This is a genomic window from Ralstonia sp. OTU4908, assembly GCF_038440115.1.
In the GTDB taxonomy this organism is placed as follows: Bacteria; Pseudomonadota; Gammaproteobacteria; order Burkholderiales; family Burkholderiaceae; genus Ralstonia; species Ralstonia pickettii.
This window is the reverse complement of the sequence record NZ_JASATD010000023.1, coordinates 50,099-65,786: the sequence shown is the minus strand read 5'-3', so window position 1 is coordinate 65,786 and position 15,688 is coordinate 50,099. Positions and strand designations below refer to the sequence as shown.

16 protein-coding genes are annotated in these 15,688 nt (G+C 66.8%); 7 read left to right on the top strand and 9 right to left on the bottom strand.

Annotated features, from left to right (window positions below; all coding sequences use genetic code 11):
* Positions 1 to 72: 72 nt before the first annotated feature.
* A complete protein-coding gene (locus AAHM38_RS18260; protein WP_015855781.1) occupies positions 73 to 1,164 on the bottom strand; it encodes an ABC transporter substrate-binding protein in 1,092 nt (363 codons plus the stop codon).
* A 282-nt stretch (positions 1,165 to 1,446) separates the two neighbouring features.
* Here AAHM38_RS18260 and AAHM38_RS18255 point away from each other — a divergent pair, with 282 nt between their 5' ends.
* Together AAHM38_RS18255 and AAHM38_RS18250 are read left to right on the top strand one after the other, a co-directional pair.
* The gene (locus AAHM38_RS18255; RefSeq protein ID WP_015855782.1) at positions 1,447 to 2,244 is read left to right on the top strand and encodes an AraC family transcriptional regulator; all 798 of its coding nucleotides are present in this window, start codon (positions 1,447 to 1,449) and stop codon (positions 2,242 to 2,244) included.
* A gap of 223 nt (positions 2,245 to 2,467) precedes the next feature.
* Positions 2,468 to 2,614, top strand: coding sequence for a MipA/OmpV family protein (locus AAHM38_RS18250; RefSeq protein ID WP_235202073.1), 147 nt, complete (start codon positions 2,468 to 2,470; stop codon positions 2,612 to 2,614).
* Between the two features lie 12 nt (positions 2,615 to 2,626).
* Here AAHM38_RS18250 and AAHM38_RS18245 read toward each other — a convergent pair whose 3' ends face one another.
* Positions 2,627 to 3,547, bottom strand: coding sequence for an alpha/beta hydrolase family protein (locus tag AAHM38_RS18245; RefSeq protein ID WP_015855783.1), 921 nt, complete (start codon positions 3,545 to 3,547; stop codon positions 2,627 to 2,629).
* 177 nt (positions 3,548 to 3,724) lie between these two features.
* Between AAHM38_RS18245 and AAHM38_RS18240 the strand changes: the two genes are divergently transcribed.
* Positions 3,725 to 4,621 (top strand): helix-turn-helix domain-containing protein, encoded by an 897-nt coding sequence (locus AAHM38_RS18240; RefSeq protein WP_375139920.1) that lies wholly within the window; start codon positions 3,725 to 3,727, stop codon positions 4,619 to 4,621.
* Positions 4,622 to 4,710: 89 nt separating this feature from the next.
* Positions 4,711 to 5,475: a PepSY-associated TM helix domain-containing protein gene (locus AAHM38_RS18235; RefSeq protein ID WP_015855785.1), complete on the top strand. Its 765-nt coding sequence runs from the start codon at positions 4,711 to 4,713 to the stop codon at positions 5,473 to 5,475.
* 71 nt (positions 5,476 to 5,546) lie between these two features.
* Here the strand turns inward: AAHM38_RS18235 and AAHM38_RS18230 are convergent, their stop codons facing one another.
* Positions 5,547 to 6,410, bottom strand: coding sequence for a MurR/RpiR family transcriptional regulator (locus AAHM38_RS18230; RefSeq protein ID WP_015855786.1), 864 nt, complete (start codon positions 6,408 to 6,410; stop codon positions 5,547 to 5,549).
* Between the two features lie 286 nt (positions 6,411 to 6,696).
* Between AAHM38_RS18230 and AAHM38_RS18225 the strand changes: the two genes are divergently transcribed.
* The gene (locus AAHM38_RS18225) at positions 6,697 to 7,743 is read left to right on the top strand and encodes a porin (RefSeq protein ID WP_015855787.1); all 1,047 of its coding nucleotides are present in this window, start codon (positions 6,697 to 6,699) and stop codon (positions 7,741 to 7,743) included.
* Positions 7,744 to 8,019: 276 nt separating this feature from the next.
* On the opposite strand, the gene AAHM38_RS18220 is transcribed toward AAHM38_RS18225, so the two are convergent.
* Positions 8,020 to 10,287: a mechanosensitive ion channel family protein gene (locus AAHM38_RS18220; RefSeq protein WP_015855788.1), complete on the bottom strand. Its 2,268-nt coding sequence runs from the start codon at positions 10,285 to 10,287 to the stop codon at positions 8,020 to 8,022.
* 72 nt (positions 10,288 to 10,359) lie between these two features.
* Positions 10,360 to 11,613, bottom strand: a complete 1,254-nt coding sequence (locus AAHM38_RS18215) for an MFS transporter (RefSeq protein ID WP_041668552.1) — start codon at positions 11,611 to 11,613, stop codon at positions 10,360 to 10,362.
* A gap of 118 nt (positions 11,614 to 11,731) precedes the next feature.
* Here AAHM38_RS18215 and AAHM38_RS18210 point away from each other — a divergent pair, with 118 nt between their 5' ends.
* Positions 11,732 to 12,448 carry a glutathione S-transferase gene (locus AAHM38_RS18210; RefSeq protein WP_015855790.1) on the top strand — a complete coding sequence of 239 codons (717 nt, stop codon included), beginning with the start codon at positions 11,732 to 11,734 and terminating at the stop codon, positions 12,446 to 12,448.
* A 41-nt stretch (positions 12,449 to 12,489) separates the two neighbouring features.
* On the opposite strand, the gene AAHM38_RS18205 is transcribed toward AAHM38_RS18210, so the two are convergent.
* The 4 genes from AAHM38_RS18205 to AAHM38_RS18190 all read right to left on the bottom strand — a co-directional run bounded on the left by AAHM38_RS18205 (position 12,490) and on the right by AAHM38_RS18190 (position 14,185).
* Entirely contained in the window at positions 12,490 to 12,903 is a 414-nt protein-coding gene (locus tag AAHM38_RS18205) for a hypothetical protein (RefSeq protein ID WP_015855791.1), read from the bottom strand.
* A gap of 41 nt (positions 12,904 to 12,944) precedes the next feature.
* Entirely contained in the window at positions 12,945 to 13,367 is a 423-nt protein-coding gene (locus tag AAHM38_RS18200; RefSeq protein WP_015855792.1) for a hypothetical protein, read from the bottom strand.
* A 336-nt stretch (positions 13,368 to 13,703) separates the two neighbouring features.
* Complete coding sequence (locus AAHM38_RS18195) at positions 13,704 to 13,931, bottom strand: hypothetical protein (RefSeq protein ID WP_015855793.1); 228 nt, start codon at positions 13,929 to 13,931, stop codon at positions 13,704 to 13,706.
* Positions 13,932 to 13,975: 44 nt separating this feature from the next.
* Complete coding sequence (locus AAHM38_RS18190) at positions 13,976 to 14,185, bottom strand: hypothetical protein (RefSeq protein ID WP_015855794.1); 210 nt, start codon at positions 14,183 to 14,185, stop codon at positions 13,976 to 13,978.
* A gap of 284 nt (positions 14,186 to 14,469) precedes the next feature.
* Between AAHM38_RS18190 and AAHM38_RS18185 the strand changes: the two genes are divergently transcribed.
* Positions 14,470 to 15,684: a hypothetical protein gene (locus tag AAHM38_RS18185; protein WP_015855795.1), complete on the top strand. Its 1,215-nt coding sequence runs from the start codon at positions 14,470 to 14,472 to the stop codon at positions 15,682 to 15,684.
* Positions 15,685 to 15,688 lie beyond the last annotated feature (4 nt).

Genomic DNA, 15,688 nt, shown 5'->3' with positions numbered 1-15,688 from the left:
CAACAAAGAACCGCCCGTTCCTCCTCACTCCCAACCCCGCCATTCAGCACAACAAGCTTCGCGCGCCCAGCGTTACTGAATCACCAGCCCATTCGGCCCCACCACCCCCAGCTCCACATAATGCGAGCCCGGACGCGTGCGGTCGGAAAAATCCACCACAAATCCGCCACCCACATCGAAGTTGCGCAGGTGGGCCAGCTCGCGGCGCACCTGGTCGCGCGTGGGCTTGGGGCCGGCGCGGCGCACGGCTTCGGCCAGCACCTTGGCGGCCACAAAGCCTTCTACCGCGCGGAACGACAGTTCGACATCCTTGGCGCCCACGGCCGCGCGTGCGCGATTGAATTCGCGGATGACCGGGTTCACGCCCTTGCCGGGGTTGGGCATCACGAGCGCCAGCGAATAGCCGCGCACCGCATCGATGCCGGCCACCCGGAGCAGGATGCCCGGATCAATCGACGACAGGCCCAGCAGTTGCGCACCGCCACCGCGCGCGCGGTATTGCTTGATGAACTGCGCGGCGGGTTCGGCCGTGGCGCCCAGGAAGATGGCCTGCACATCGGCGCCGAGCAGCTTGTCGACGGCGGCGCTCACCGAAGCCGTATTGCGTGGGTACGAAGCCGTGCCGCCCATTGTGAGTTTGTACGGCTTGAGCGCGCGCTCCACGCCTGCCAGCACCTCCTTGCCGAGCGCATCGTCCTGATACAGCACGCCGATGCGCGTGACGCCAATGGTGACGAGCGCGCTCACCATCTTGTCGATCTCTTGCCGGTAGCTGGCCTTGATGGGAAACACCAGCGGATCGCCGGTCATGCTGGCGGCCCCGGTGGCCGGGCCGACCAGCGGCAGGTTGGCTTCGGTCAGCACGCCGCTGCGCATGAGCGCTTCCACATTGGCGGTGCCGACCACGGTAAGCGCCGCCACCGGGTCGTCGATCTTGGCCATGTCGCGCACGTTGCGGAGGGTCTGCTCGACCTTCTGCTCGTCGTCGCGGGCCACCAGGCGGATGGTTTCGCCGTTGATACCGCCGTCCAGGTTGAGCCAGTCGAAATACAGCCGTGCGCCAGCGTTGAGCGCCCGCCCCGTCGCGGCTTGTGTGCCGGACAGCGGCAACGATTGGATGATGCTGATGTCGGCGTGGGCGGCTGGCGCTGTCAACGCGGCCATGCATGCCACACAAGTGGCAAGCGCAGCCCACGGCCGCAACCACCCCATCGCTCCGCGCGCCCCCCGGCTGCGCGTGTGATTTCCCGTTTGCATTGTTCGCACCCATTTCGCCGCGTGCCTCGTGGGCAACGGCGTTTTTGTCGAGACCGCTTCGGCAGTCCGCTTTCTAGTGTGGCGCCCCACATCATCGACGCCGGGCGATAGCCTGCCATCGACATCTGGCTTCCACAAGTCCTGCGGGCGCATTTACACTGGCTCGACCGTTTCTGTCGCAAACCCGCCATGCCACAGCGCCTCCTGCCTACCGATATCGAAGGCCGCACGCCGCCCTCCGCGGCGCACCCGGTGCGGCTCTACACGCGGCAGATGGAGGCCAATACGCGGTTTCCGCGCCACACGCATCCGTGGGCGCAGGTGGCGTATAGCCACAACAGTGTGCTGCGTGTGCAGGCCGGCGACACCGCCTGGGTGGTGCCGCCCTCGCGGGCGATCTGGATTCCGCCCGGCATCGAGCATGAGGTGTGGGTGGTCGAGGCCGCCTTCCTGCGGACGCTGTATGCCGACCCGTCCGTGGTGACGGGCACGCTCGCGCAGTGCCGCGTCATGGAGGTGTCGCCGCTGCTGCGCGAGCTGATTGCGGCGATGGACGTCCGCCAGCCGCTGCCGGCCGCGCGCGAGCAGGCGCTGGCCATGCTGATCCTCGACGAGCTGCGCCGCAGCGCCCCGCTGCCGCTGGATCTGCCCATGCCCGCCGACAAGCGCTTGCGCGCCCTGTGCGAACGCGTGATGGCCGACCCCGGCACCCCGCTCACCTTCGACGCGCTCGCCCGCGATGTGGGCGCCAGCGCACGCACGCTGGCGCGGCGCTTCCGAGACGAACTGGGTGTGAGCTTTTCGCAGTGGCGCCAGCAGGCCGTGCTCGCCAGTGCCATCCCGATGATGTCGCAGGGGATGCCGCTGTCGCGCGTGGCGCAGGAGCTGGGTTACAACAGCCAGAGCGCGTTCTCTGCGATGTTCCGCCGGGCGTTCGGCAGCAGCCCGAGCGCGTTTCTGCATCGGCCAGGCGGCGACGAGACCTAGCTGCCCCGATCACCAACCGCGAGCGCGGCTGGTCGGGCCACATTGACGTGGCGGCGCCGGTCGTGAGCTAGGGCAGCGACACGATCACCGTGAGCCCGAGCCTGCATTTCGGCCCGAGCAAGTACATGCAGACGTACTTCGGGGTAACGCCGCAGCAGTCGTCCAACAATGGCTTTGCGCAATACAGCGCAAGCAGCGGCCTGCAAGGCGCCACGCTCACGGTGTGGCCTGGACGCATACCTTCTCGCGCCACCGGGCCGTGCAGACGGCGGTGGGCACCTCGCGCCTGCTGGGCAATGCGGCCAAGAGCCCGATCGTGCAGAACAAGCAGAGCTACTTCGGCGGCACGGGCCTCGTCTACACGTTCTGATCGGGCCGCCAATCAAGCGAGGGCATCGAGCCACGCCACGGTTTCGCGCCACCACGGCGCACCGGACGATGCGCGGAAGAAGCCCATGTGGCCGACGCCCTTGGCACCCAGCGCCGCGCCGCTCACCTGGCGGCGCGTGACGCGCGTGGCAGGCAACTGCGCGATGAGCGCGTCGATGGCGTTGGCGGGCGCCATCGGATCATCGTCGAAACCCCAGGCGAGCAGCGGCACGGCGAGCCTCGGATAGCGTGAGGTATCCAACCCGGCACGCCGCGCGAAGAGGTAGCCGCGCCGCCGGGCAAAGCGCGCCCAATCGCCCAGGATGGCGGCCGGAATCGCCATCGGCCCCATGCCGACAGCCGCCAGCGGCAGCATGCCGCCGCGCACCCGCGCCACCGCCAAGGGAATCCGCACGTGCAGCAGCCACGCGAGTTGCGGACGTGTCAGCAGCCCGCGCCACGGCCAGAGCCGCGCATTCGCCAGCGACACCGCCACGTGCACCAGCGCATCCGTATGCACGATGTGCGGCGCCAGCCCCGCCAGCTGCCCGCCCGCGCTGTGGCCGAGCACCACCAGCCTGCGTCCGCTGCAGCCCTCGGGGACGAGCGTGTCGTGCACCCATTTCAGCACCGCGTCGATGTCGCGCCGGCCCCAGTCGGCAAAGCGCGGCGTGCCTGGGCCGGTTGCTGCCGCCTCGCCAATGCCGCGGTAGTCGAACGTCACCACACGCCAGCCCGCCAGGCACAGCGCCCGCGCAAACGCCGCGTAGAACTGGCGCGGCACGCCCAGCGCCGAGCAGATCACCACCGTGCCGTGCGCGCCCAGCCCAGGGCTGGTGACCGTCACGGGCAGCGTCCAGCCGTCGGCCGTGCGGACGTGATCGTCGCGGGTGGGAAGAGCATCGGCGGGGTAGTCGATCGGTTCGCGCTGCATGGGCACTCCGCTCGGGCTATCAAGTTGGGATGGACCGAGTATTGGCGCCGCCGGATGCGGTCACAATTACGCGGCAGGTAATCGCGGCAGCTACCCGACTCAGCTTCAATAGGTGACATGACTCCCGCCAAGCCTGCCTCCTCATCCCAGACTTCGTCCGCCACCGACGACACCCTCATGCTTGACGCCGCCGCCGATGCCGCCCCAGAGGCAAATGAGCCGCCCGAAGCTGCGCTGTCGCGTTTCCCGCAGTTGCTACGTTTCTGGCGGACGCGGCGTGGGTACAGCCAGCTGGCGCTGGCCCTGGCGGCGGGTGTGTCGCAACGGCATGTGAGCTTTCTGGAATCGGCCCGCGCGGCGCCCAGCCGCAACATGATCCTGCAACTGGCCGAGGAGCTGAACGTGCCGCTGCGCCATCGCAACCAGATGCTGCTGGCGGCCGGTTTCGCGCCCGCCTATTCCGAGCAGGGCCTCGCCACGCCGCCCGATGAAACCTCGCCGATGATGCAGGCGGTGCGGCATGCGGTGAAGCTGATTCTTGATAAGCAGGCGCCGTATCCCGCCATCGTGCTCGACCGCTTCTGGCATGTGCTCGATGCGAATGCCGCGCATCGCCGCCTGATGCGCTGGGCCATCGGCGACGACCGGTCCGAAGGCGCGCCGGGTGCCGTCAACATGATGAAGCTGGTATTCGACCCGACCGCGCTGTGGCCGGCCATCGCCAACCGCGATGCCGTCGGCCGCTACCTGGCCCGGCGCGTGCGGCAGGAACTGGCCCTGCAAGCTATTGACCCGGCCACGCAACGGCTGCTGCGCGACATCCGCGCGATGCAACCGGCGCTGTTCGATGCGGCGGATGCGCCGGCCTCCCCCGCCGCGCTCCCGCACGATGCCGGCGATCCGCCGCCGTTCCTTCCCATTTCGCTGCAGCGCGACGGCGTGACGATCTCGCTGTTCTCCACGCTCACCACGCTGGGCACACCGCGCGATGCGGGGCTGCAGGAGATGCGCATCGAGTGTTTCTATCCGGCGGACGAGGCGTCCCGGCGGGCCTTGGAGCGTATTACGCTGTAATTGCGCCCGATTGCAACGAGAATCATTCTCATCTATATTGGCCGGTCGATTTGTCTTCCTCCGGCGGCCCTTGCGCCGCCTTGTGCTTCATGACCGACCTGTCCCATCCCCCGCTTTCGGCTGAGCCGGCCGCCACCGCTCGCCTGACGAAGGCCAAATCCGAACACCCGGCCAACCGCCGCGCCACGATCGTCCGCTGGCTGCGCAAGACGCATGGCTGGTTCGGCCTGTGGGGCGCGGTGATGGGTCTGATCTTTGGCGTGTCGGGCATCTGGCTGAACCACCGCGCGGTGTTGAAGCTGCCCGTGACGCAACAGCGCATCAATACGCAGATCGCCCTGCCCGACCCGGTGCCGGCCACGCCCGAAGCAATGGCCGCGTGGCTGCAGCAGACGCTGAACACGCCGGAGCCGGCCAGCCGCACACGCGTGGAAAAGGCCAAGCCGGTGGCCTGGGCCGAGCGCCCGGCCAAGGGCGAAGGCGCCAAGGATGAGAAGAACGCCGACGCACCGCGCGAACCCGCCGCCAAGCCGCTGATGCAGCCCGAGCAATGGACCTTCAACTTCGGCAGCGCCACCTCGCAAATCCAGGCGGAATACTGGGCCGGCAACCGCTCCGTAGCGATCCGCCAGACCGACAACGGCTTCCTGGGCACGCTGATGAACCTGCACAAGGGCGTCGGCATGACGGTGCCGTGGATTCTGCTGGTGGATACGCTGGCCGGCTGCCTGATCTTCCTGTCGATCTCGGGCCTGTGGCTGTGGGTGATGACCACCAAGCGCCGCACGGTCGGCTGGACGATCTTCGGCTTGGGGAGTCTGCTGGCGGTCGGGCTGGCGATTTCGCGGCTCTGAGTGCCGCATGTTTGGAGGATGGCGCCCGCGTGGCGCCATTTTTTTCGCCTTCGACGTGCCGCCGCCGTCGATTACGGGCGATCAACGCTGCGCTCGGTCAGCAGCCTCTGGATGGCCCGCATGCGCGAGCGCACCATCTCATCGCGGCGTTGCGCCACGCACGTCATCAAAATTTCGATCACGGTCAGATGCACGAGATACGCCTCGGTGCCGACCCGCATCACTGCATCTTCCGGCACGTCCACCGTCAGCGCGATCTGCGCGCGCTCGGCCAGTGGCGTGCCCGCCTGGGTGATGGCGATCACGCATGCGCCCTGCTCGGCCGCATAGGCGATCGACTCGAGCAGATACGGCATGCGCCCCACATGCGAGAACGCCACCACAACGTCGGACGCGCCGAGCATGGCGGCCGACACGAGCTGCAAATGCGCATCGAAGTAGGCGTTGGACGCCAGCCCCAGCCGCATGAGCCGCGCCTGCATGTCGTTCGCCATGAACGATGAAGCCGCACCGGCTGCATAGCAATCGACGCGGCGCGCGCGGGCGATGCGCTCGGCGGCGGCGTCGACCTGCGTGGTGGACAGCGATTCACGCAGCTTGGCCAGCGCCCGCGTGGCGCCATCGATGACCTTGCTCGCCACCAGCGCCGGCGGGTCTGCCCGGCCGACATGGCCTGGCAGCGTCGGCTGCGCGTGTGCCAGCTCGGCGGCCAGCGTGGCCTTGAACTCGCGCAAGCCTTCGAAACCGAGCGCCTGGCACATCCGCACGATGGTCGGCATCGACACGCCGGCGCGAACGGCCAGCGTCTCCACCGATTGTTCGAGCGACAGCTCCGGCGCTTCCAGAATCAACCGCGCCACGCCCTGCTGCGCCGGCGAGAGTGCGGGCAGCTGGTCGCGCAAGGCGTTCAGCAAGGGAACGGAGAACGAGGGCATGGCGGTACGGGGGGGCAAACGGAAATCGGCGCCGCCAGTGTAGCGGCAGCCCCGCCCCGCGCCGCCTGCCCGAGGGAAAACCCCCAAGAATCTGTAAGCCCGCGGTTTACGCGCAATGCCCCTTCAGCGGGCAATGCTCCAACCGGCGCGACGTGTGCGGCGCTTTGCCGGTGCATGCGTAACTTCAACCCTTACAGCGCAGACTTGCCTGAGAGTCGGCCCCCGAGCCAGGCCGGAAAACCCGTTCCGGCCAACACAACAGTCGTTACGACAATAAGGGAGCCACATGACCATTTCGATCCGTTCCATTCCGCTGTCGGCCGTTGCACTGTCGGCGCTGCTGGCCTGCGGCGCCGCGCGTGCCCAATCGAGCGTCACGCTGTACGGCGTGATGGAAACCGGCCTGCGCTATAGCACCAACAACGACGCCGACGGCCACGGCAAGGCCGAGATGGCGGGCGGCTACTACAGCGGCAGCCGCTTCGGCATTCGCGGGTCGGAAGACCTGGGCAACGGGCTGAAGGCCGTGTTCCACCTGGTCAGCGGTTTCGCGCCGGACACGGGCGTGGGGTCCACCAACGACATGGGCCTGGGCGGCTACAAACCGACCACGCCTGCCACCTCGCGCCTGTTCGGGCGCCAGGCGTACGTCGGCTTGGAAGGCGGGTTCGGCTCGCTGACGTTCGGCCGGCAGGAGAACCTCGTCTTCAACACGGCCGGGCAGTACGACGCGCTTTCGATCGGCAACCTCGGCGCAACCGCCTGGCACGTGACGGCCACCGGCGTGCGCATCGACAACTCGGTCAAGTACGTGGGCGATTTCAACGGCTGGCACCCCGGCGTGATGGTCGGCATGGGCGAGCAGGCAGGGGCGTTCTCGGCGGGCAACTACAGCGCGCTGTCGCTCAACTACGCCAGCGGCCCGTTCGCGTTCGGCGGCGCGTGGGAGCAGCAGAAAGACCTGCAATCGGTTGGCACCCGCACGTGGACGACCGGCGGCAGCGTGCAGGTCGGCCCCGCCAAACTGATGCTCGGCTACATCAACTACCGCGACGGCACGCCCACCAAGAACGACCTCATCCTCGGCGGCGTGAAATACGACTTCAGCGGCCAGTACAACCTAGTGGTGGGCGGTATGGCCACGCGCCAGCGCGACCCCGACGGCCTGCGCTACACGGCCTACGCGATCATGAATTACGTGGTCAGCAAGCGCACGTGGCTGTACGTCGGCATGGACTACACCCATCAGAAAGACGCCGGCACCGTCCTTGCAGCCGCACTGCCGAAAGCCTCGCAGACCGGCGTCATGATCGGCATGCGCCACGGCTTCTAAAACGAGACACGGCCTGGGCGCCAAGACGTGCGCCCAGACGGTTTGGCCTTTGACTTTCCCTGCCCTAGATGGCGCCTTGAATTTCTGTTGCAGAGAGGAAAAAGGAAGGGAAACTGTCTGAGCGAAGCGAGTTTTTCCCTTCCCCTCTCTGCGACATAAATTCAAGGGGTGGGTCGCCATCTCGGGCGCGCCTTTCTTTGCTTACTTTCTTTGGCAAGACAAAGAAAGTAAGTCGGCCCCGGCAGGGGACGAAACCCCAGCAAACCACCAACGCCCTTACGCCGGCGCAGCAGCAGGTGGCTCATTGGAAGAAGCCGATGCCTCTTTCTCCGGCGCCACCCGCGCCATCCACTCCTCCAACGCCGCCGAAGTCCGCAACACCGTCCCCGGCGCCGCCAGCGGCACGTGCGCCTTGTCGAACGCATCCTTGAGCACAACGTTGAACGCCCGCAGCACATCCGCCTGCTTCTGCGGGCGCGTCTTGAACCGCCCCTTGACGATCATCGCGCCACCTTCGAAACGGTCCAGCCCGAAGATTTCTGCACCGCCGAACAACGTATAGGCAAAGCGCGGCTCACCCGCAATCTGGTCAGCCGCCGCGCGCACAAGATCGATCGCCTGCTGCGGTTCGGCCTCCATCGCCACGCGCACTTCAAAGTCGGCAAACGAGTAATCGCGCGAGAGATTGCGCACGGTCTTGATCTGGCTGAACGGAATCGACAGCACCGCACCCGTGCCATCGCGCAGCCGCACCGTGCGGATGGTCAGGTTGATGACGGAGCCCGTGGCCACCCCGACGTCCACCACATCGCCCACGCTGATCGTGTCTTCCATTAGGATGAAGATGCCCGTGATGAAGTCCTGCGCCAGCGACTGCGCCCCAAACCCCACCGCCAGGCCGATCACGCCGGCGCCGGCCACCAGCGGCGTCACGTTGACGCCCAGATTGGCCAGTACGCCGATGCTGGCCGTCACCACCAGCGTCACCTTCAGGCCATTGCGCAGCAGCGGAAGGATGGTCAGTGCACGCGTGCTGGGCTGCGCCCGTGCGGATGCCGGCGACAGCGCCCGCAGGATCGCCGTGTCGAGCAGGATCCAGACGAGCCAGGTGGCAAACACGGTGCCGATCAGGCCCACCAAGGCATCGGCGATGCGCTTGCCATTGACCGAACTGTGCGCGACCTCCACCAGCGTGTGGCCCCACACGCGCAACACCAGTTCAAGAAAGGCGATCCAGATGACGAGCTTGATCAGCGCGCCGACAAAATGCTTGAGCCGCTCGAGATAAGGCGAACTGCGCGTCAGACGCAGGTGCGCGCGCCAATTCGCGCGCGGGCGGACCAGCGCCGACAGGAAGAAGGCGGCCACCAGCAGCAGCGACGTCATCACGGCGCGGCGCGCCACCACGTCAACGTTGTCGGGCGTCGTCAGCGTGGCGGTGACGGTGGTGCCGGCCAGCACCAGCACCGGCACCGGCCAGAACGCGGCCAGCAGGCGGCGAACCTGGTTGCCCGTGTGCTCGCCGCTGCGCAGTTCCAGCGGGCGATTGGCGATCAACTGACCGATGGGCCGGCGCGCCCACAGCGCCCCTACCGCCAGCATCAATGACGCCACCACGTTGCACACCGTGGCCAGCAGCAGACAGAGCGAGCCGCCCAGCACCAACGCCACGCGCGGGTCGACCAGTGCATCGCCGCAGGCGCCCAGGCTGGCCGTCAGAAAGATCGGCCACATGCCGTGCTTGAACAGATATTCGACCGCCACGCGCCGGTGCGCGCTGCCGGAAAACAGCGAGAACAGCATCGCCACGCCCGCCGTGATGATCGCGCCCCATACGATGGCGTAGGCCAACACCAACGCCAGGACAAAGCCGGGGGAAGCATCGCGCCCCAGCCGCATGATGACGGCAAAGGAAATCGCCCATGGACCGATCTTGCGCGCCGCGTCGATCAACAACGCGCGCGTGGTCGGATGGGGCCCGGGGCCCGCTGTGAGGCCAAAGACGCGGCGGATCAGCCAACCCAGGCCGAGCAGGCCAGCGGCAATGGCCGCCCAGATGCCAACCGTGCTCGCAAAGTCGGCAACCAGCGGCATGCGCTTGTCTGGTGCGACCAGCAGGCTCGCGTTACCGCTCGCGGCCTCGATGCGGCGCAGCCAGTAGCGCGGCGCACCGGCTTCCACATCGGCCTGCAGCGAGCCGTTCTCAATCAGCGATGCCACCGCGCCAAGCAAACCCGGCGCCTGTTCGGCCTGCACCTTCTGCTGCGCGCTCATGCCGTCGCGCAACTGCTTCAGTTCATTGACGAGGGCCGTGCGCTGCTGGTCGTTGTTGAGCAGCGTGATGACGGTGTCGAGCGATTGGCGCGTCTGCGCGGGGTCCGCCGCTGGCGCGGATGCGCTGGTGGTGGAAGTCGGCAGCCCGGCCAGCTTGGCAAACGACACCGGCGCCGCATCGGCCACGTTGGCGACACCTGCCATCAGCAGGAGCAGGAACGATGCGAGCGGCCACAGCCGCCGCGTCCAGAAAAGAAAATGAGTGCGCATGACAGAAAAAGCGATCGTCCAGATGCAGACATCGATCACGGCACGATACGCGAATTCCCCGGGCGTACAACCTCAGCGCTTAGCGCCCGGTGGCAGCGGGGCGCGCCGCCAGAGCCAGGCGGCCGTGCCCAGCGCACATGCCATGCAGCCCATCACCAGCGTCACGACGCCCGGCCAGCCCCACGGCGCGTAGAGCTTGCCGCCTGTCGTGCCGATCAGGCTGGAGCCCAGGTAATACGCCAGCAAATACAGCGCCGCGGCCTGCCCCTTGGCACGCTGCGCGCGGCGTCCGACCCAGCCGCTGGCCACCGCGTGCGCGCCGAAAAAGCCGAGAGTCAGCAGTGCGATACCGCCAATCACCAACGCCAGCGGCCCAGCCAGGGTCAGCAGCACGCCCAGCGACATCAGCACCGTGCCCGCCAGCAGCATGCGGCCCCGGCCATGGCGATCCGCCAATCGGCCAAACCAGGCAGAAGCACCGATGCCCAGCAGGTACACCATGAAGATGCCGCCCACCGCCGTCTGGCTGAGGGCGTAGGGCGCATCGAGCAAATGGAAGCTCGCGTAGTTGTAGATCGTGACGAAGCCGCCCATCAGCAGAAAGCCCATGGCGAACAGCGCGCGCAGGCCCGGCTCGCGCAGATGCGCGCCCAGCGTGTCGAACAGGTCGACCAGCGCCACGCCCCTGCGCGGCACAAACCGGCGCGACGGTGGCAGCAGCCATAGGAACGCCAGCGCCGCGAGCAAGCCCAGCGCGCCGGTAAAGCCGATGGCGGCGCGCCAACCGAAATGGTCGGCCACGGCGCCGGTCATCACGCGCCCCGCCATGCCGCCGAATGCGGTGCCGCCGACGTACAGGCCCATCGCCATGCCCAGCCCTTGCGGATGCACCTCTTCGGCCAGATACGCCATCGCCACCGCCGGCACGCCGCCCAGCACCACGCCCAGCAATGCCCGCGTGGCCAGCAACCCGTGCCAGCCCGGCAGCATCGCCGCCGCCAACGTGAACGCCGACGACAGCACCAGCGACACGCCCATCAGCGTCTTGCGATGAATCGACTCCGACAGCAGGCCCGCAAACAGGATCGCAAAGGCCAGCAGCAGCGTGGACACTGACAGCACGAGGCTGGTCTGCGCGGGCGTGAGGCCAAAGTCGTGCGCCAGCAACGGCATGAGCGGCTGCACGCAATACAGTAGGGAGAACGTGGAGAAGCCTGCGGCAAACAACGCCAGATTGGCGCGCAGATAACCAGGGTGGCCCCGCACCAGCCAGCGCGAAGGATCAGCGGGTTCGATGGCGGGCGGAGAAGAAAGCGGAGCGTTCACGGCGGGCGGGTTGAAACAAGCGCAGAGGCGAGCGCCTATTATCGTTCGCAGGCGCCGTTCCTGCTGCGATGCGGCATCGATCTTGCTGCCCAACTCCCACCTCGCGCATCCCCCGACCATGGAAACCACGCTCTACTACTGGCCCGAAATCCAGGGCCGCGGCGAATTCGTCCGGCTGGCGCTGGAGCAGGCCGCCGTGCCCTATACCGACCTCGGCCGCGAAGATGAAGCCGCCATCGCGGCGTTTCTGGACGACGCCGGCATTCCCACACCGCCGTTCGCGCCGCCATTCCTGTTGGCTGGCCAGCTGGTGATCGCGCAGACGGCCAACATCCTGCTTTATCTCGGCCAGCACTATGGCCTGGCCCCGCACGACGAAGCCGGCGGCCTGTGGACGCACGGCCTGCAACTGACGATTGCCGATTTCGTGGTCGAGATCCATGACACGCACCACCCCATTGCGTCGTGCGAGTACTACGAAGACCAGCGTACCGAAGCCAAACGCCGCACGCAGGATTTTCTCGACAATCGCGCGCCGAAGTTCCTGCACTACTTCGAGCGCGTGCTCGACCGCAACCCCGCCGGCCCAACCTGGGCCGTGCGCGATGCGCTGACCTATGTGGATTTGTCGCTATTCCAGATCGTGGCCGGGCTGCGCTACGCGTTTCCTCGCCACATGCAGCGCTACGAGCGAGAGCTGCCGCATCTGGTTGCGCTGCATGATCGCGTGGCGGCGCTGCCGAACATCGCGGCGTATCTGGAATCGCCGCGTCGCATTCCGTTCAACACGATGGGCATCTTTCGCCACTACCCCGAGCTTGATGCGCTGAAATGACGAAACCCGGCGCGAGGCCGGGTTCGCGGTGAATGCACCGTTCAGGCTGCCAGCGGCGTAGCGGACAACTGGCAGGACAACTGGCGGGGCAGCCGTCGGCCAATATCTTCCAGCGCGGCAGGCCAGCTTTCAATGGCCGTCAGATCGTGGATGTCCTGCAGATCGATCAGCAAATCCACCACCTGATCGTCGGCGACATTCACGCCCGAACGGCGCAGCGCACACGCGAGCGGATCCTCGCTCGGCACACGCAGCAGGCTCACGCCGAGGCGCTCGATGGCGCTGCAGTAGAACGCATCGTCGATGAGAATCCCGACGCCGCATCGACGGTTGTCGAGCCCGCGGTAGCGCGGCTCGCCGTCAGCGTCTTCGGAGCGGCATTGCTGCGCGAGCAGGTGCGCGCGCACGCGTTCAAAAATGTCCTCGATGGCGAGGAACGTCCCCTTCCCTTTCATGGCGTCACCTTCTATAGGGTGATCTGTGACCGGCCGGTCGGTCAGAATGTATCGACGAGTGCGCCGTTCAGGCCGAATTGGCGCGCAATCGACTGCAGGCGTTCCTTCCACTCCCACGTGCCGAAGACGTCGTGCGCGTTCTGCAGCTTGGAGAGCAACTCGACGGTGTCGCGGTCATCCACATCGATGCGCGCACGCTTGAGCGCGCGGCGCAATGCGATGACGCCGGCGTCCATGTAACGCGGAATCTCGTTGGTCGGCTTGAGGATGTAGCGCACCGGCACGCTTTCCATCGACGTGGTGTAGTCGCGCACGCCGATCAGGTTGCCGATCGGGCAGCAGCGGCCGCCCTGGCCATGGTACGCAGCGCCGCCGCGCGGCAGGATGGCAGCGCCGCCCTGACCGAACAGATGACGGACTGCGCCGTCGTAGATTTCTTGTTTGCTGAGATATTGCGTCTTCATGTTCTTTCCCCTGACCCCAGATTGCAGGCGTCGCCGATTCGATTGACTTCCGACTTCCGGCCTGACGTTGCGTCCGACGTCGCACAATCTGCCATCCGTGCGATCTATCTTGATTCAGGATGCACCAGAACCATGGGCCGAAAAAGGACCGGAATGTAAGTCATTTTTACCGTTTGCTTTTTGGCAACGGATTGCTCGCAAAGGTGCGCCAGTCAACGCTTTGCGGGTGCTTCAGGCACCACGCGATCCGGCCGTTTTGACATGCCGCGATGCGGTTTCGCAACAGCATGTGCGCATGACTGCGCGCACGTGGCGCATACGTCGTAGGCGCGGCGCCTACATCCCGATGATCCGGTCCGCATGGCCGAGACAGAAGCCACGTCGGTCATGGTGCCCACAGGTGGGCATGACTTCGTAGCCGGCGGCGCGCAGCAGTACCGCGCGCGCGGCCACTTCCACCGGAGGCAGGGGCTGCCCCGAGTCTTCATCGCGCACCAGCCGGCCCAGGAGGCCAAAGGGCTGGCGCAGCAGATGGTCCAGATCCAGCGAACCGCAGTACCGCATCACATCACCCTCTTGAAAAACAGCAGCGGCACCGAGGCACGCCGCTACATCGATTCGTCGACCAGCTCCGGACACGCAACCAGCGTCTCGCGCACACGCGCATAGGCGCCGCGCTGGGCCCAGATGGCGTCCGTCAGGGCCGCGATCAGCGCGTCGCGCGGCAGGCTTTGCGGTGCCACGCCGAACTGCGCTTCCACGGTACGTAGAGCCTCCGTCACTTCGCTTCGCCATCGGGCGTCGAGTCGCTGGGTCATGTTGTTCTCGTCGGGTCGGTTCTGGCGCGGTGGGCGGCGGGCTGGTGCCCACGCTGGCCGCGCTGGGAAGGGATTGGCGGAATGGGTTCCGCTCTTGTTTGTGAAGAACGGCACACGGGACCGAAACTTGATTGCCGCAGCGGGGGGGGGGGGTAAGCCGGGCCTCCGTCGCAGTTGGCGACACGCGGCGCCACTCCGCCAAACGGGCTCCCCCATTCGCGCAGCAACTTCGGCGCGCGACCGTGGCCCAATCGGTTCCGAAACCGCCTACCCACTACCCAACGATGAAGATGGAGCGTCACGTGTCCCGAATGTCTTTCCTGCGCCGTACCGTCCTCGCCCTTGCGTGCGTGCTCGCCGTGCCCGCCGTTGCTACGGCCAGCGCGCCCGATCCGCGTCAATACATGCACGGCATCGGCGCGGTGCCCGGCGCAACGGCCAACACCTTCAACGTGTTTTTCAGTAGCTCGGGGCTGCCCCCGCGCGGTGCCGATCGCAGTGGCAGTTGGCCGCATGATGTCTATGTCGCGCAGTGGCATGCCGACACGGGCGTGCTCGATGCCCCGCGCATCTTCATCCAGAAGCCGGAAGCGCAGGAGCCCGTGACGGTGGCGCGCAACCGTGCTGGCCAAGTGATGGTGTCGTTTGAAGACGGCTGGAATGCGCCGGAAAACGTCAACCAGCGCTTCGGCATCTACGACACGGCGCTGCGGCCCATCAAGCCGTATCCGCAACAGGTGGAATCCGGTGGGCACTCCGGCCATATCACGGCCGTGGGCGACCGCTTTGTGGTGTTCTATTCCGACGGCTGGGTCACCGGCGGCGGTGTCGACAACCTTGGCAGCGGGAACGGCGTCTACCTGAAGGTCTACGACGGGCGCGGCCGTCGCCTGCACAACGTCGATGTTGCCGATGGCCGGCGCGAATGGTGGCCCATGGTGGCGGGCGGCAGCACCAATGCGCTGCTCGCGTGGCAGCAATTCGTGCCGGGCGAGACCGAAGCCAATCTGAAAATCGCTGTCTTTGATCCGGTCAGCGGGCGCGTGACGGCCGAGCAGCTCCTGCACAAGCATCTGCAGTACTACACCTACAGCGTCGCGTGGATGCCCTCCATCGAGCGGTATCTGCTGGTCGGCGTGGCCAAAGGCAACGGCTTTGCCGATTTGATCGACACCACGGGCAAGGTGCGCGCGTCCATTACGTGCATGCCGGCAACCGTGCGCGAAGCGGGCATCACCGTGAACCAGAACGTCGCCTATACGCCCGCCGCCGATGGCCGCCTGCTGCAACTGCAGGCGGGGCCGGATTCCCTCACGCTATCGGCCACGCTGCTGAACACCGACGGCAAGCGCGTGCAATGGCGCCCGGTGGGCAGCACCGGTTTGCTGCGCACGTCGGGCGCAATCGACTGGATGTCGCTGACGGAAAAGGGGTTGGAACAGCTGCACTTCGACCCCGCCAAGACCCAGCCCGCCAACGCGGTCGATCAATGCCGCTAGCGCG

Bases quoted from the DNA above. Each gene is read 5' to 3' on its own strand.
- AAHM38_RS18245 (WP_015855783.1), bottom strand. From the start codon at position 3,547: ATGCAGCGCGAACCGATCGACTACCCCGCCGATGCTCTTCCCACCCGC.
- AAHM38_RS18195 (WP_015855793.1), bottom strand. From the start codon at position 13,931: ATGCGGTACTGCGGTTCGCTGGATCTGGACCATCTGCTGCGCCAGCCC.
- AAHM38_RS18185 (WP_015855795.1), top strand. From the start codon at position 14,470: ATGAAGATGGAGCGTCACGTGTCCCGAATGTCTTTCCTGCGCCGTACC.
- AAHM38_RS18205 (WP_015855791.1), bottom strand. From the start codon at position 12,903: ATGAAAGGGAAGGGGACGTTCCTCGCCATCGAGGACATTTTTGAACGC.
- AAHM38_RS18225 (WP_015855787.1), top strand. From the start codon at position 6,697: ATGACCATTTCGATCCGTTCCATTCCGCTGTCGGCCGTTGCACTGTCG.
- AAHM38_RS18260 (WP_015855781.1), bottom strand. From the start codon at position 1,164: ATGGCCGCGTTGACAGCGCCAGCCGCCCACGCCGACATCAGCATCATC.
- AAHM38_RS18240 (WP_375139920.1), top strand. From the start codon at position 3,725: ATGCTTGACGCCGCCGCCGATGCCGCCCCAGAGGCAAATGAGCCGCCC.
- AAHM38_RS18230 (WP_015855786.1), bottom strand. From the start codon at position 6,410: ATGCCCTCGTTCTCCGTTCCCTTGCTGAACGCCTTGCGCGACCAGCTG.
- AAHM38_RS18190 (WP_015855794.1), bottom strand. From the start codon at position 14,185: ATGACCCAGCGACTCGACGCCCGATGGCGAAGCGAAGTGACGGAGGCT.
- AAHM38_RS18235 (WP_015855785.1), top strand. From the start codon at position 4,711: ATGACCGACCTGTCCCATCCCCCGCTTTCGGCTGAGCCGGCCGCCACC.
- AAHM38_RS18210 (WP_015855790.1), top strand. From the start codon at position 11,732: ATGGAAACCACGCTCTACTACTGGCCCGAAATCCAGGGCCGCGGCGAA.
- AAHM38_RS18200 (WP_015855792.1), bottom strand. From the start codon at position 13,367: ATGAAGACGCAATATCTCAGCAAACAAGAAATCTACGACGGCGCAGTC.
- AAHM38_RS18220 (WP_015855788.1), bottom strand. From the start codon at position 10,287: ATGCGCACTCATTTTCTTTTCTGGACGCGGCGGCTGTGGCCGCTCGCA.
- AAHM38_RS18255 (WP_015855782.1), top strand. From the start codon at position 1,447: ATGCCACAGCGCCTCCTGCCTACCGATATCGAAGGCCGCACGCCGCCC.